This window comes from Streptomyces sp. SirexAA-E (genome assembly GCF_000177195.2).
GTDB lineage: Bacteria > Actinomycetota > Actinomycetes > Streptomycetales > Streptomycetaceae > Streptomyces > Streptomyces flavovirens.
Genome location: NC_015953.1, coordinates 3,112,740 through 3,126,787 on the forward strand (window position 1 = coordinate 3,112,740; position 14,048 = coordinate 3,126,787).

14 protein-coding genes are annotated in these 14,048 nt (G+C 72.5%); 5 read left to right on the forward strand and 9 right to left on the reverse strand.

Features of this window, described 5'->3' with window-relative positions; translation table 11 throughout:
- The first annotated feature begins 25 nt into the window (after window positions 1-25).
- Window positions 26-379: a hypothetical protein gene (locus SACTE_RS13720; RefSeq protein ID WP_014046635.1), complete on the forward strand. Its 354-nt coding sequence runs from the start codon at window positions 26-28 to the stop codon at window positions 377-379.
- Between the two features lie 295 nt (window positions 380-674).
- Here the strand turns inward: SACTE_RS13720 and SACTE_RS13725 are convergent, their stop codons facing one another.
- Window positions 675-1,268, reverse strand: coding sequence for a TetR/AcrR family transcriptional regulator (locus SACTE_RS13725; protein ID WP_014046636.1), 594 nt, complete (start codon window positions 1,266-1,268; stop codon window positions 675-677).
- A gap of 253 nt (window positions 1,269-1,521) precedes the next feature.
- Between SACTE_RS13725 and SACTE_RS13730 the strand changes: the two genes are divergently transcribed.
- A complete protein-coding gene (locus SACTE_RS13730) occupies window positions 1,522-2,676 on the forward strand; it encodes an NAD(P)/FAD-dependent oxidoreductase (RefSeq protein WP_014046637.1) in 1,155 nt (384 codons plus the stop codon).
- Between the two features lie 128 nt (window positions 2,677-2,804).
- The gene (locus SACTE_RS13735) at window positions 2,805-3,212 is read left to right on the forward strand and encodes an SRPBCC family protein (protein WP_014046638.1); all 408 of its coding nucleotides are present in this window, start codon (window positions 2,805-2,807) and stop codon (window positions 3,210-3,212) included.
- A gap of 8 nt (window positions 3,213-3,220) precedes the next feature.
- On the opposite strand, the gene SACTE_RS13740 is transcribed toward SACTE_RS13735, so the two are convergent.
- Together SACTE_RS13740 and SACTE_RS13745 are read right to left on the reverse strand one after the other, a co-directional pair.
- Window positions 3,221-4,309 carry a winged helix DNA-binding domain-containing protein gene (locus SACTE_RS13740; RefSeq protein WP_014046639.1) on the reverse strand — a complete coding sequence of 363 codons (1,089 nt, stop codon included), beginning with the start codon at window positions 4,307-4,309 and terminating at the stop codon, window positions 3,221-3,223.
- On the reverse strand, window positions 4,306-4,728 hold the full coding sequence (locus SACTE_RS13745; RefSeq protein WP_014046640.1) for a VOC family protein: 423 nt from the start codon (window positions 4,726-4,728) through the stop codon (window positions 4,306-4,308). Before SACTE_RS13745 ends, SACTE_RS13740 begins: the two co-directional genes overlap by 4 nt.
- A 117-nt stretch (window positions 4,729-4,845) precedes the next feature.
- Between SACTE_RS13745 and SACTE_RS13750 the strand changes: the two genes are divergently transcribed.
- On the forward strand, window positions 4,846-5,829 hold the full coding sequence (locus SACTE_RS13750) for a YafY family protein (RefSeq protein WP_019993458.1): 984 nt from the start codon (window positions 4,846-4,848) through the stop codon (window positions 5,827-5,829).
- Between the two features lie 43 nt (window positions 5,830-5,872).
- On the opposite strand, the gene hemB is transcribed toward SACTE_RS13750, so the two are convergent.
- From hemB to SACTE_RS13780, 6 genes are all read right to left on the reverse strand, one after another.
- Window positions 5,873-6,874, reverse strand: coding sequence for a porphobilinogen synthase (hemB, locus tag SACTE_RS13755; RefSeq protein ID WP_176724299.1), 1,002 nt, complete (start codon window positions 6,872-6,874; stop codon window positions 5,873-5,875).
- Window positions 6,875-6,986: 112 nt separating this feature from the next.
- Complete coding sequence (locus SACTE_RS13760; protein WP_014046643.1) at window positions 6,987-8,654, reverse strand: bifunctional uroporphyrinogen-III C-methyltransferase/uroporphyrinogen-III synthase; 1,668 nt, start codon at window positions 8,652-8,654, stop codon at window positions 6,987-6,989.
- The gene (gene hemC, locus SACTE_RS13765) at window positions 8,651-9,637 is read right to left on the reverse strand and encodes a hydroxymethylbilane synthase (RefSeq protein ID WP_014046644.1); all 987 of its coding nucleotides are present in this window, start codon (window positions 9,635-9,637) and stop codon (window positions 8,651-8,653) included. The genes SACTE_RS13760 and hemC overlap by 4 nt, the downstream gene beginning before the upstream one ends.
- On the reverse strand, window positions 9,634-11,133 hold the full coding sequence (locus SACTE_RS13770; RefSeq protein ID WP_014046645.1) for a glutamyl-tRNA reductase: 1,500 nt from the start codon (window positions 11,131-11,133) through the stop codon (window positions 9,634-9,636). Before SACTE_RS13770 ends, hemC begins: the two co-directional genes overlap by 4 nt.
- The gene (locus SACTE_RS13775; protein ID WP_014046646.1) at window positions 11,130-11,912 is read right to left on the reverse strand and encodes a redox-sensing transcriptional repressor Rex; all 783 of its coding nucleotides are present in this window, start codon (window positions 11,910-11,912) and stop codon (window positions 11,130-11,132) included. The genes SACTE_RS13770 and SACTE_RS13775 overlap by 4 nt, the downstream gene beginning before the upstream one ends.
- A 471-nt stretch (window positions 11,913-12,383) precedes the next feature.
- Window positions 12,384-12,659 carry a glutaredoxin family protein gene (locus tag SACTE_RS13780; RefSeq protein ID WP_014046647.1) on the reverse strand — a complete coding sequence of 92 codons (276 nt, stop codon included), beginning with the start codon at window positions 12,657-12,659 and terminating at the stop codon, window positions 12,384-12,386.
- A gap of 134 nt (window positions 12,660-12,793) precedes the next feature.
- On the opposite strand from SACTE_RS13780, the gene SACTE_RS13785 reads away from it, so the two are divergent.
- Complete coding sequence (locus tag SACTE_RS13785) at window positions 12,794-13,756, forward strand: HAD-IB family hydrolase (RefSeq protein ID WP_014046648.1); 963 nt, start codon at window positions 12,794-12,796, stop codon at window positions 13,754-13,756.
- Window positions 13,757-14,048 lie beyond the last annotated feature (292 nt).

Here is a 14,048-nt window from a genome sequence, read left to right on the forward strand (position 1 = left end):
CGCCGGGCGGCGTTGACTCGTACGCATGCGAGAAGAAGACCTGCTGAACCCGCGCGTCCGGCACGCCTGGGTGGCACCGCTGCTCTCCACGCTGCTCACCCTGCCGGCGGCGGGCTTCGCCCTGCTCTACGGCGGCCTGTCGCCGATGGCCTGCGACTCCTGTGACGGCGCGGAGGCCGACCGCTTCACCGAGTCGTTCGACGCGGCCTGGTCCGTGCTGTGCACCGGACTCCTGCTGTCGATGGCCGTGCTGCTGACGAGCTGGGTGCTGCCCTGGCGCCTCCGGCAGGCACCCCGGCGCCTCGTCCTCGCGACGGCCGCGCCCGCCGTCGTCGCCGTCGCGTTCGTCGCCTTCACGGCCCTCGTCGACCGGCCGTAGTGTCGACCGGTCCTCACGCGGTGGCCGTCGCGGGCCGCGCCGTCGTACGTGGGGAAGGGGACGGGGCGGTGTACCAGGTCCGCCCGCCCGGAGTTCTGTCGGAAAGGGGGGCCTCCCTCACCGCCTCCCCCGGCGCGTGCACGCACTGCACGCCCGGCGCCGGGCGGGGACGCGCCGTCTCGATGGGCTGGACCGCTGCCGCAACCGTGCCGACGACGAGCAGGCGTCGGCAGCGCCGATAGCCTCCGGGGGACGTCACGTCCCTTTCCGTGGCCGGGCCGAGGCCGATGAGGGGCTACGGCCGAGACGGCGTGCCGGGCGGTTTCCAGCCGTGCGTGAGGATGTCGAAGATCGCCTGGATGGCGGCCCGGCGGTCCTGCCGGCCGCGGGCGAGGGCCGGGACGTCGAGGACGAACCGCGCAAGAGCCACGCATGACGGGTCGTCGTGGTCCACGCCGGCCTCGTCGGCGATGGCCGCGCTGAGGCTGTCGGTGTGCCTGGTCCACATGCGTTCGGCGTACGCGCTCAGCGCAGGCGTGGAGTTCACCAGGTGGGTGAACTCGGCCGCCTGGGGATGCGCCTCGATCGTGGGCCAGGTGTCGAGGACGTGCTGCCGGAGGGCGTCGAGGAGGCTCTGGCCGGAGGGCCGCTCCCGCACCGCGGCGATCAGCGCCGACTCCCGGTCCTGGTCCTGGTCGAACACCAGCGCTTCCTTACCGCTGAAGTGCTTGAACACCGTGGCGGTGGACACGTCGGCGGCGTCGGCGATGTCACGGATACCTACGCGATCGTAGCCACGCTCCAGAAAGAGCTGCAGTGCGGCGTCGGCGATCGCCTGCCGGGTGGCCGCCTTCTTGCGGTCGCGGCGGCTGACGGGGGGCACGGTCATGACGAGAGCGTATCCGATAGTCGAATCCATCGCTAAGTAGAACCGTTGCACTTTTCGTGTTGTTCTGTTTTCATGAAGCTGTGAACGCCTGAGCGGCACGCCTCGCCGGCCTGGTCACCGTCCGCACCGCACCTCCCGTCGTCGTCCTGTCCGTCAAGGGGACGCTCGACCGAGGCAGCTCCCTCACCGAGGCCGGAGTGCCACGCCCCGCTCTGTTCCGACGACTCCTCTTCGCCGACCGGAAGGAACGACCATGAACTCCCCAGAGCCCGCCAACGCCCGCATCAGCATCATCGGCGCCGGACCGGGCGGACTGACCTGCGCCCGCGTCCTCCAGCGACGTGGCATCGCGGTCACCGTCTACGACCGCGACCCGGGCCCCGACGCCCGCAACCAGGGCGGCACCCTCGACCTGCACGCGGACAACGGCCAGGTCGCCCTGCGCGAAGCCGGCCTGCTCGACGCGTTCTTCGCCCTCGCCCGTCCCGAAGGGCAGGAAATGCGCCAGATGGATGCGGCCGGCACGATCACGTCCCATCAGATCCCGGCGCCGGACGAACTCTTCAAGCCGGAAATCGACCGCGGCCAACTGCGCGACCTGCTGCTCGAATCCGTGCAGCCGGGAACCGTGCACTGGGGCCGCGCCCTCGACACGATCAGCGGACCCGCCGACGGGCCGCGGCGTCTGCACTTCGCCGACGGCACGACCGTCGAGACCGATCTGGTCATCGGTGCCGACGGCGCCTTCTCCCGGGTCCGCCCGGCCGTGTCCCCCGCCGTCCCCGAGTACACCGGGGTGAGCTTCCTGGAAGCGTGGTTCTCCGACGTCGAGAACCGGCACCCCGCGATCGCCGAGCTGGTCGGTCCGGGCAGCGCCCACGCAGCTGACGGCGAACGCGGCCTCTTCGCCCAGCGCAACGGCGGGAACCACATCCGCGTCTACCTCGTCCAACGCGTCCCGGTCGACTGGATCAGCGCCGACGGACTGACCACCGAGGACACCGACGGCATCCGCGCCGTACTACGCGACCGGTACGCCCACTGGTCACCCCGCATGCTCCAGATGATCACCGAGAACGACGGGCCTTACGTCGACCGCCCGATCCTCGCCCTCCCCGTCCCGCACACCTGGGACCACGACGCGACGGTGACCCTGCTCGGCGACGCCGCCCACCTCATGCCTCCGCTCGGCGTCGGCGTCAACCTCGCCATGCTCGACGCCTGCGAACTCGCCCTCGCCCTCGCGAACGCCCCCACCGTCGACGACGCCGTCCGCGCCTACGAGAGCACCATGCTCCCCCGCTCCACCGAGACCGCCGAAGCCCTCGAACACGGCGCCGAACACCTGCTCTCCACCGGCATACCCGACTTCGACGACGACGCCCAGCCGGTGGACAGCGCCCACTGACCTCCCGCCCTTCCCGAGCGGCGAACACCCCGTTCCGCTCCCAGGCCCTGGCGAGGCCGGCCCGCCGGGTACGGCCGTGACCGTTTCGTACAAGAGCCCGCCCGGCCCGTCCCGATAGCGTCGCGGCCATGAAGACGCCCGGCACCGCTTCCCTGCACCTCAGCACCCACATCGACCGTACGGCCGAAGAGGTCTACGCCTACGCCTCGGACCCGTCCCACCTGCCCGAGTGGGCCGCGGGCCTGGCGGGCTCCGTCGAGGAGACCGACGGGCGGTGGATCGCGGACTCACCGATGGGACAGGTCGTGGTCGCCTTCGCCCCCAGGAACGACTTCGGCGTACTCGATCACGACGTCACGCTGCCCTCCGGGGAGAAGGTCCACAACCCGGTGCGGGTCATCGCCGACACCACCGGCTGCGAGGTGGTGTTCACCCTGCGCCGTCGGCCGGAGATGAGCGACGAGGACTTCGGCCGGGACGCCGACGCCGTCACCGCGGACCTCGCCGCCCTCAAGCGGGCCCTGGAAAAGGGCTGATCAGCGCCTCACCCCACCCGTACGCGGTCGCTGTCCCCGTCGGACAGGAACAGGGCCAGGTGCCCGCCCTCCTCCAGCACGGCGGCACGTTCGGCCCGGCCGAGGCCGCGCAGCGGGGAGACGTCCACCGTGCCCGCGTCCACGGTCCAGGACGCGGCGACACGGCCGTCGACCAGCACCACCCGCGCGCCCTGCACCGAGAGGCCGCGGTGGGCGTCGTCGATGATCCGGCTCCGGTCCTGGTAGCCGAGGATCGCGTTGTCGAAGGCGGGCAGGAACCGCACCGGTGCGGGTGTGCCGGGGTCCGGGCGCGGCGCGTCGGGCAGGTCGAGCAGTTCCCGGCCACGCTCGTCCCGGAAGGCGACCAGCCGGTCCCGGACCGCCGCCACCGCGGCGGGCAGCCCCGCCAGCCCGCACCAGGCCCGCAGATCGGCCGAGGCCGCCGGGCCGTACGCCGCCAGGTAGCGCAGCACCAGCGCCTCCCCCGCCGCGTCGGCCCCCGGCCGGCCGGGCGGATCCGGCTCACGGCCCAGCCAGTGGGCGAGCGGGGTGTTGCGCACCCCGGCCTTCACACGCCACGTCCCGCGCGGCGGGAGCTGGACCATCGGGACGAGGGCCGCCACCGCCATCTCCCCCAGCGGCCGCCGGCCGGGCGCCGGCCAGCGGTCGGCGAGGTGCAGGGCGATCTCCGTCATCGTGCGCGGCTCGCCGTCCGCCATGACGGCGCGCACCGCCGCCGCGAGCGCGTCGAGGTCCACCCCTCCGAGCTCGCGACGGTAGGTCCCCAGCACCCGCTGCCGCAGCATCGCGCCATGCCGGGCCCGCCACGCGAGGGCGTCGTCGGCGGTGACGAGGTGGACGGTGCGGCGCATCAGATGGGTCCGCACCACGTGCCGCCCGGTGAGCAGGCCGTCCAGCGCCTCCGGGGCGAAGCCGCGCAGCCGCGACCAGAGCCCGACGAAGGGTTCCTGCGGCTCCTGCGCCTGGAGGCCGCACAGGTGGGCGACGGCGTCCAGGGGCGGGAGCCGCGCACGGTCCAGGAGCAGCTGCCGGGCGAGCGTGGCCCGGTTGAGCTCCCGGGCGTCCAGGGTCTTCACCCGCCGTACCCGCTGACCACGTCCACGACCCAGACGACGCCGTACCGGTCCCTGAGCATGCCGTAGAGCGGGGCCCACCGGGCGGGACCCAACGGCTGGACGACGTCCGCCCCGGCGGACAGCTTCTCCCAGTACTCCGTCACCTCCGCCGCGTCGTCGCCGCGCACGGAGACGAAGAAGGAGTTCTCGCCCCGGTCCCAGGGCAGCCGCGACGGCACGTCGTAGGCCATGACGCGGAAGCCGTTCTCCGCCGTCACCTGGCCCCACATCACCTGGTCCGCCTCGGCGGGGTCGTCCACGGCCCCGGCGTCCTGGTAGCTGACGATGGCGAGGTCGCCGCCGAACACGGACCGGTAGAAGTCGAGCGCGGCGCGGGCCTCGCCCCGGAAGTTCAGGTGGGTCACGGACGTGACGGACATGGGATGGCTCCTCGCCCTCGGAACGCAGGACCCGCGGTCGCGCCCTGCCGTTGTGCGATCCACACTCGCAGGGGTAGAGGTCAGGATGTGGCCGCTACTGCCGGGCAGTATGAGGGCATGCCGAAGACCTCCGCCCGACTGCTCGCGCTGCTGTCCCTGCTCCAGGCCCGCCGCGACTGGCCGGGGGCACTGCTCGCCGAACGGCTGGACATCAGCCCGCGGACCGTACGCCGTGACGTCGACCGCCTGCGCGAACTGGGCTACCCCATCGCGGCCTTCAAAGGGCCCGAGGGCGGATACCGGCTACAGGCCGGTACGGAGCTGCCCCCGCTGCTCTTCGACGACGAACAGGCCGTCGCGCTCACCCTCGCCCTCCAGGTCGTCACGGCCACCGGCGCCGGGGTCGAGGAGGCCGCGGCCCGCGCGCTGACCACCCTCCGGCAGGTCATGCCCGCACGGCTGCGCCACCGCGTCGACGCCCTCCAGGTCACGGCGGTCGACCCCGCCCCGACGGGAGGGCGCCCCCAGGCCGGCGGCGGGACGCTCATGGCGCTCAGCTCCGCCGTCCACGCCCGCGAGGTACTGCGCTTCGACTACACCGCCGGCACCGGTGCGCCCCGGCGGGCCGAGCCCCACCACCTCGTCACCTACGCCGGACGCTGGTACCTCGTCGCCTGGGACCTCGACCGCGAGGACTGGCGCACCTTCCGCGCCGACCGGATCAGCCCGCGCGTCCCCACGGGCCCCCGCTTCGCCCCGCGCGAGGTGCCCGGAGGCGATGTGGCGGCGTTCGTGGCCGGCCGGTTCCGCGGCGCGGACGCCCACGGCGACTGGCCCTGCCACGGCGAGGTGGTCCTCCGCACCGCCGCCGCCACGGTGGCCCCCTACGTCCGGGACGGGCTCGTCGAAGCACTCGGCCCCGACCGCTGCCGCCTCGTCCTGGGCGCCTGGTCCTGGACCGCCCTGGCCGCCACCCTCGGCAGGTTCGACGCCGACATCGAGGCCGTCGGCCCGGACGAACTACGGAGGGCCTTCGCCCGGTTGGCCCGCCGCTACGCCGACGCGGCGACGGACCACCGGCCCCCGCCGCCCGGACCGTGACGCCGGGCGGGCCCGCCCCCGCCCGCCGGGAGGGGGCGCCGGATCAGCGCCCCGCGGTCAGCCGCCGCGCGACCTCCGTCGCCCAGTACGTCAGGATCATCTGCGCGCCCGCGCGGCGGATACCGGTCAGGCTCTCCAGGATCGCCGCGTCCCGGTCGATCCAGCCCTTCTCCGCGGCGGCCTCGATCATCGCGTACTCGCCGCTGATCTGGTACGCCGCCACCGGCACGTCCACCGCGTCGGCGACCTTGGCCAGGATGTCCAGGTACGGGCCGGCCGGCTTGACCATGACCATGTCGGCGCCCTCCTTCAGGTCGAGCGCCAGCTCGCGCAGCGACTCGCGGACGTTCGCCGGGTCCTGCTGGTACGTCTTGCGGTCGCCCCTGAGCGAGGAGCCCACCGCCTCACGGAACGGGCCGTAGAAGGCGGAGGAGTACTTCGCCGTGTACGCGAGGATCGACACGTCCTCGTGGCCGGTCTGGTCCAGCGCGTCGCGGATCACCCCGACCTGGCCGTCCATCATGCCGCTGGGGCCCACCACATGGGCGCCCGCGTCGGCCTGGACCTGGGCCATCTCCGCGTACCGCTCCAGCGTGGCGTCGTTGTCGACGCGGCCGTCCCCGGTCAGCACCCCGCAGTGGCCGTGGTCGGTGTACTCGTCCAGGCACAGGTCGGACATGACGACCAGGTCGTCGCCCACCTCTTCGCGGACCGCGCGCAGGCCCACCTGGAGGATGCCGTCCGGGTCGGTGCCCGCCGTGCCCCGGGCGTCCTTCTTCTCGTCCAGCGGGACGCCGAAGAGCATGATCCCCGAGACACCGGCCGCGACCGCGTCGACCGCGGCCTTCCGCAGGGTGTCCAGGGTGTGCTGCTGCACGCCCGGCATGGCCGAGATGGCGACCGGGGCGTCGATGCCCTCACGCACGAACGCGGGCAGGATCAGGTTCGCGGGGTCGAGCCGGGTCTCGGCGACCATGCGCCGCATGACGGGGGTCGTCCGCAGCCGCCGGGGGCGGGAGCCGGGGAAGTTTCCGTACACAGTCATCCTTCGAGGTTAGACCCGTACACATCACCGGCTTACCGACAGCCGGTGCGGAAAAAGGGGCGGCCCGGCCGCTCCACGAGGAAGCGACCGGGCCGCAGTGCCCTGCCGACCGTCAGGTCGTCGTCCGGCGCCGCCGCGCGCCGGGGCGGCGCTCGCTCGGACGCGTCACCGGGTCACCGGCCTCCTTCGCCGCGTCCCGGCGCTGCGCGCCGAAGTCCGCCAGCGCCTGGGCCAGCTTGTGGACCGACGGCTCCGGGGACAGGACGTCCACCCGCAGGCCGTGCTCCTCCGCGGTCTTGGCCGTCGCCGGGCCGATACACGCGATCACCGTCACGTTGTGCGGCTTGCCCGCGATCCCGACCAGGTTGCGCACGGTCGAGGACGAGGTGAAGAGCACCGCGTCGAAACCGCCGCCCTTGATCGCCTCACGGGTCTCGGCCGGCGGCGGCGAGGCACGCACCGTGCGGTACGCGGTCACGTCGTCGACCTCCCAGCCCAGCTCGATCAGCCCGGCCACCAGCGTCTCCGTGGCGATGTCCGCACGCGGCAGGAACACCCGGTCGATCGGGTCGAAGACCGGGTCGTACGGCGGCCAGTCCTCCAGCAGACCGGCGGCCGACTGCTCACCCGACGGCACCAGGTCCGGCTTCACACCGAAGTCGATCAGCGCGGCGGCGGTCTGCTCACCGACGGCCGCCACCTTGATCCCGGCGAAGGCACGGGCGTCGAGCCCGTACTCCTCGAACTTCTCCCGCACGGCCTTGACCGCGTTGACCGAGGTGAAGGCGATCCACTCGTACCGGCCCGTCACCAGGCCCTTGACCGCGCGCTCCATCTGCTGGGGCGTACGCGGCGGCTCGACGGCGATCGTCGGTACCTCGTGCGGCACCGCGCCGTAGGAGCGCAGCTGGTCGGAGAGCGACGCCGCCTGCTCCTTGGTACGCGGCACGAGCACCTTCCAGCCGAACAGCGGCTTGGACTCGAACCACGACAGCTGGTCACGCTGGGCGGCGGAGCTGCGCTCCCCGACCACGGCTATCACGGGCCGGTGCCCCTCCGGCGACGGGAGGACCTTGGCCTGCTTCAGCACCTGGCCGATCGTCCCCAGCGTCGCCGTCCAGGTGCGCTGGCGCGTCGTCGTCCCGGCCACCGTCACCGTCATCGGGGTGTCCGGCTTGCGGCCCGCCGACACCAGCTCCCCGGCGGCCGCGGCCACCGAGTCCAGCGACGTGGACACCACGGCCGTCGCGTCGCTCGCCCCGACCTCGGACCAGCAACGGTCCGAAGCGGTACGGGCGTCCACGAACCGCACATCGGCACCCTGGGCGTCCCGCAGCGGCACACCGGCGTACGCCGGCACACCCACGGCGTTCGCGACCCCGGGCACCACCTCGAACGGCACACCCGCGGCGGCGCAGGCGAGCATCTCCGCGCCCGCGTCGCCGTCCATGCCCGGGTCGCCGCTGACGGCACGGACCACCCGCCTGCCGCCCTTCACACCCTCCATGACAAGATTGACCGCATCCCTGAGAACGGGTACCCCGACGGCTGTTGACGAAGTGTCAACTACCGTCATCTCAGGCGTGCTCACCCCTGCCCGGGCATGGCCGCGAACGACGTCGAGCACATCGGGCTCGGCGACAAGGACGTCCGCGCTCGCGAGCGCCTCGACAGCGCGCAGAGTCAGCAGTCCCGGGTCGCCGGGACCGGCGCCGAGGAAGGTGACGTGCCCTGAGGACAGGACAGGGAAGTCGGATACGACGGGGCCGGTGGGGCTCAAAGTGCTCGCTCCCCCATAAGACCGGCCGCACCCTTGGCAAGCATCTCGGACGCGAGTTCGCGGCCGAAGGCCGCCGCGTCGTCGTGCGACGTGGGGACGGAACCGGTGATGGACAGCTGCACCAGGGAAGTGCCGTCGGTGGAACCGACGACACCGCGCAGGCGCAGTTCGTTGACAATCTGACCGTCGGCCAGGAGGTCGGCCAGCGCACCCACGGGTGCGGAGCAGCCGGCCTCCAGGGCGGCGAGCAGGGCGCGCTCGGCGGTCACGGCGACCCGGGTGTGCGGGTCGTCGAGCTCGGCGAGCGCTGCGGCGAGCTCGGTGCTGTCTTCAGCACACTCGATCGCCAGTGCTCCCTGACCGGGAGCGGGCAGGACGGTGTCGGTCGACAGGAAGTCGGTCACCTCACCGGTCCGGCCCAGACGGCTGAGACCGGCCGCGGCGAGTACCACCGCGTCCAGCTCTCCGGTCCGTACGAAATTGATACGCGTGTCGACGTTGCCGCGTATCGCGACGGTCTCCATGTCGAGGCCGTGCGAGCGGGCGTACGCGTTGAGCTGCGCCATGCGGCGCGGCGACCCGGTGCCGATACGGGCACCGGACGGCAGCTGCGCGAACGTCAGCCCGTCCCGTGCCACCAGGACGTCGCGGGGGTCCTCACGCACCGGCACGGCGGCCAGCACCAGGCCTTCCGGCTGGGTGGTCGGCAGGTCCTTCAGCGAGTGGACGGCGAAGTCCACCTCGCCGCGCGCCAGCGCCTCACGCAGCGCGGCGACGAACACACCGGTCCCGCCGATCTGCGCCAGGTGCTCACGGGAGACGTCTCCGTACGTGGTGATCTCGACGAGCTCGACGGCACGCCCGGTCACCTCGCGGACCGCGTCGGCGACCATGCCGGACTGCGCCATCGCGAGCTTGCTGCGCCGGGTGCCGAGCCGCAGCGGCTTGGTGGGGTCCCCGCCCAGGGGTGAGTAGTCGGTCATGACCGCCCTCGATTCGGGTCGTTCAGGTCTGCCCGGGAGACGGCAGCCACCGTCTGCGGGTCGAGGTCGAAGAGTTCCCGCAGCGCGTCGGCGTACCCGGCGCCGCCGGGCTCGCTGGCGAGCTGCTTGACCCGCACGGTGGGCGCGTGCAGGAGCTTGTCGACGACACGGCGCACGGTCTGGGTGATCTCGGCGCGCTGTTTCTCGTCCAGGTCGGGGAGGCGTCCGTCCAGCCGTGCGATCTCGCCCGCCACCACGTCGGCGGCCATCGTGCGCAGGGCGACGACGGTCGGAGTGATGTGGGCGGCGCGCTGGGCGGCGCCGAAGGCGGCGACCTCGTCGGAGACGATGGTGCGCACCAGGTCCACGTCGGCGGCCATCGGGGCGTCGGCGGACGCCTCGGCGAGCGACTCGATGTCGACCAGGCGCACCCCCTCGACGCGGTGCGCCGCACCGTCGATGTCACGCGGCATGGCCAGGTCGAGCAGGTGCAGCCGGGCGGGCGCGGCGGAGGCCACCGGACGCACGTCCGCCCGGCGCACGGCACGGTCCTGCGCGGCGTCGGTGGCGGAGCCGTTCTCCACCCAGGCGGCGTGCTGGTCGAGCGCCTCCACCGGTGCGGTGGACACGGGCGCCCCGGGGGCCCGCTCCGCGACGTCGAAGTCGACGCCCAGCGCCCGGGCGACGGCCTCGGCGCTCAGGACGAGGCCGGTGGCACCGGTACAGGAGACGACGACGTCTGCACGTGTCAGTTCGTCGGGCACAGCCGTCATCGGCACGGCTCGCGCGGCGCTCCGGCCGCTCTGGCCGAGGATCTCGACGAGCCGGTCGGCACGGGCCCGGGTCCGGTTGGCGACGACGATCTCGGCGACACCGGCGCGTACCAGGGTGGCGGCCGCGAGCGAGGACATCGATCCGGCCCCGATCACCAGGGCGCGCTTGCCGGCGGCCCAGGCGGTGACCTCGGCGCCGTCCGCGAGCTGCTCCAGGCCGAAGGTGACGAGCGACTGCCCGGCCCGGTCGATCCCGGTCTCGCTGTGGGCGCGCTTGCCGACCCGCAGGGCCTGCTGGAAGAGGTCGTTCAGCAGCCGGCCCGCGGTGTGCAGCTCCTGCCCCAGCGCGAGCGCGTCCTTGATCTGGCCGAGGATCTGGCCCTCGCCGACGACCATCGAGTCCAGCCCGCACGCCACCGAGAAGAGGTGGTGGACGGCCCGGTCCTCGTAGTGCACGTAGAGGTACGGCGTGAGCTCGTCCAGGCCGACGCCGCTGTGCTGAGCGAGCAGGGTGGACAGTTCGGCGACACCCGCGTGGAACTTGTCCACATCGGCGTACAGCTCGATGCGGTTGCAGGTGGCCAGCACCGCGGCCTCGGTCGCGGGTTCCGCGGCGAGGGTGTCCTGCAGCAGCTTCGTGCGGGCGTCGGCCTCCAGCGCGGCCCGCTCCAGGACGGAGACGGGTGCGCTGCGGTGGCTCAGCCCTACGACCAGGAGGCTCATGCCGGCATCACGGCGGGCATGTCCCCGTCGGGTCCCTTCCGGGTCGTGGGGGTCGCGCGCACGGGCGGTGCCTGCTCGGCCTCGGCGTCGGACGCGCCGCCGTCGGCGGACGCTTCCTCGCCGGCCTTGCGCTGCTCGTGGAAGGCCAGGATCTGCAGCTCGATGGAGAGGTCGACCTTGCGCACGTCGACGCCGTCGGGCACGGAGAGCACCGTCGGCGCGAAGTTGAGGATGGAGGTCACGCCCGCGGCGACGAGCCGGTCGCAGACCTGCTGGGCCGCGCCGGGCGGAGTGGTGATGACGCCGATCGACACACCGTTGTCGCTGATGATGCGGTCGAGGTCGTCGGTGTGCTGGACGGGGATCCCGGCGACGGGGGTGCCCGCCATGGCGGGGTCCGCGTCGATCAGCGCCGCGACGCGGAAGCCACGGGAGGCGAACCCGCCGTAATTGGCGAGCGCCGCACCGAGGTTACCGATGCCGACGATGGCGACCGGCCAGTCCTGGGTGAGCCCGAGTTCGCGGGAGATCTGGTAGACGAGATACTCGACGTCGTACCCGACACCACGCGTGCCGTAGGAGCCCAGATAGCTGAAGTCCTTGCGCAGCTTCGCGGAGTTGACCCCCGCCGCGGCCGCCAGTTCCTCGGAGGAGACCGTGGGAACCGAACGCTCGGAGAGCGCGGTGAGTGCGCGTAGATACAGCGGAAGCCGGGCGACGGTGGCCTCGGGAATTCCTCGGCTACGGGTCGCCGGTCGGTGAGTTCGGCCAGTTGCCACGGTGCTCCTGCGGGATGAGCGGGGCTGCAGGCGGCCGTATGTCCTATGACCGCCCCGTCGACAGCAGGCTATGTCTTTGTGAACGCGTGCACAAAGATGGTGTCCGTTTTGTCCGGTCAAAGTGACCGGGGTCACGCATATTCCTTGCGTGTTCCCGGAACCGGGGACGGCATCAGCCCGTTGCGGGCCCGACGAGGGCAAAGCGGTACACACTCCTCATGTCCATGCCCCCGGGACCACTCAAAACGCCCACGATCGTATCCGCCTTTCGACGCCGGAATGCCCCGAAAGGCCCTAGGGCTTGTTTCGAAAGTAGCGCCGTCCGCCCGGAGGGCGGGGCCGGCGGCGTCTGGTGCGTGCGATCGCAAGGCGGAGGGTCGCCCCGATACTGGATGTATCGGGGCGATACCGACAACGCAGCGAGCGTGCGTGCCAGGCGTCGCCGGACAGGCGGGACTTTCGAAACAAGCCCTAGGAGCGCAGGGCTGTGCGCAGTCTCACCGGATCGACCCGCCAGAACGTGTGCTGCTCGCCGTCGATCAGCACCACCGGGATCTGCTCCCAGTACTCCTTGTACAACGCCTCGTCCTGGGTGATGTCCTTCTCCACCCAGGACGCACCGGTCTCCTCGCACGCCTCGCGCACCACCAGCCGCGCGTCGTCGCACAGATGGCAGCCGGGCTTGCCCACGAGGGTGACCACCCGGTCCTCGGGCTTCTTCTTCGCACGCCGCAACAGGGGACTCATCCCTCCATTCTGCGCCGGTCACCGGTGGCGCCCCCGCCCGCACGGCCGCCCGTTCGACACCCCGACCCGGAGAGTTCACGCCGCCGCATCCCGCCGGGTCGGGAAGGGACGAACCGAATGGCTATGCTCACGACATGGCCGCACTTGGATGGCTCACACCCCGCAGGCGCTCGGCGACGGCACGCAGCGTGCTGGCAGGCGAGGCCGCAGCCGAGGCAGCACGGAAGTCGACCCTTCCCGCCGACGAGTCCCCCCTCCCCGACGACGCCACGGACCTGCTGACCGCGTCGAAGGACACGGCCGAACCGGCCTTCCCGGTGGCCGGTGACGACCGGGCCGCCGCCTTCTTCGACCTCGACAACACCGTGATGCAGGGCGCCGCGCTCTTCCACTTCGGACGGGGCCTGTACAAGCGCAAGTTCTTCCAGCGCCGCGAACTGACCAGGTTCGCCTGGCAGCAGGCGTGGTTCCGGCTGGCCGGCGTCGAGGACCCCGAACACATGCAGGACGCCCGCGACAGCGCGCTGTCCATCGTCAAGGGCCACCGCGTCTCCGAGCTGATGTCCATCGGCGAGGAGATCTACGACGAATACATGGCCGACCGCATCTGGCCCGGGACGCGCGCCCTCGCCCAGGCCCACCTCGACGCCGGCCAACGGGTCTGGCTGGTCACCGCCGCCCCGGTGGAGACCGCCACGATCATCTCCCGCCGCCTCGGGCTGACCGGCGCGCTGGGCACGGTCGCCGAGTCCGTCGACGGCGTCTACACCGGCCGCCTGGTGGGCGAGCCCCTGCACGGCCCCGCCAAGGCCGAGGCGGTACGCGCCCTGGCCGCGGCGGAGGGCCTGGACCTGGAACGCTGCGCCGCCTACAGCGACTCGCACAACGACATCCCGATGCTGTCGCTGGTCGGCCACCCGTACGCGATCAACCCGGACGCCAAGCTGCGCAAGCACGCCCGGGCGCTGGACTGGCGGCTGCGCGACTACCGCACCGGCCGCAAGGCGGCCAAGGTCGGCATCCCGGCCGCCGCGGGCGTGGGCGCCCTGGCCGGCGGCACCGCCGCCGCCGTCGCCCTCCACCGCCGCCGCCGCTGACGCCCCGCCCCCTTCCACGACCAGGCCACCGCCCGCCGGCCCCCGTACCGGGCCGGCGGGCGGTCGAGCGTGCGTTCTCCCGCGGGCCACGCCCGGGCGTACGGCCGAACGGGAAGGACACGGGTGAGGGGCCGCCCACCGCCCCGGCCAGTCGCGTTCGGTTCCGACGACCACAACCCGTCCTCACCTCAGACAGATCTCGAAGCAGTTCGGTCAACAACCGATCGTGATCTGTCACTCAAAACGGCACTTAGAGGTCACGGAAGCGACGTAACCGGTGATTTGAGCAACT

Bases quoted from the DNA above. Each gene is read 5' to 3' on its own strand.
- SACTE_RS13780 (WP_014046647.1), bottom strand. From the start codon at position 12,659: ATGAGTCCCCTGTTGCGGCGTGCGAAGAAGAAGCCCGAGGACCGGGTG.
- hemB (WP_176724299.1), bottom strand. From the start codon at position 6,874: ATGACTGTGTACGGAAACTTCCCCGGCTCCCGCCCCCGGCGGCTGCGG.
- SACTE_RS13745 (WP_014046640.1), bottom strand. From the start codon at position 4,728: ATGTCCGTCACGTCCGTGACCCACCTGAACTTCCGGGGCGAGGCCCGC.
- SACTE_RS13725 (WP_014046636.1), bottom strand. From the start codon at position 1,268: ATGACCGTGCCCCCCGTCAGCCGCCGCGACCGCAAGAAGGCGGCCACC.
- SACTE_RS13785 (WP_014046648.1), top strand. From the start codon at position 12,794: ATGGCCGCACTTGGATGGCTCACACCCCGCAGGCGCTCGGCGACGGCA.
- SACTE_RS13730 (WP_014046637.1), top strand. From the start codon at position 1,522: ATGAACTCCCCAGAGCCCGCCAACGCCCGCATCAGCATCATCGGCGCC.
- SACTE_RS13750 (WP_019993458.1), top strand. From the start codon at position 4,846: ATGCCGAAGACCTCCGCCCGACTGCTCGCGCTGCTGTCCCTGCTCCAG.
- SACTE_RS13770 (WP_014046645.1), bottom strand. From the start codon at position 11,133: ATGAGCCTCCTGGTCGTAGGGCTGAGCCACCGCAGCGCACCCGTCTCC.
- SACTE_RS13720 (WP_014046635.1), top strand. From the start codon at position 26: ATGCGAGAAGAAGACCTGCTGAACCCGCGCGTCCGGCACGCCTGGGTG.
- SACTE_RS13735 (WP_014046638.1), top strand. From the start codon at position 2,805: ATGAAGACGCCCGGCACCGCTTCCCTGCACCTCAGCACCCACATCGAC.
- hemC (WP_014046644.1), bottom strand. From the start codon at position 9,637: ATGACCGACTACTCACCCCTGGGCGGGGACCCCACCAAGCCGCTGCGG.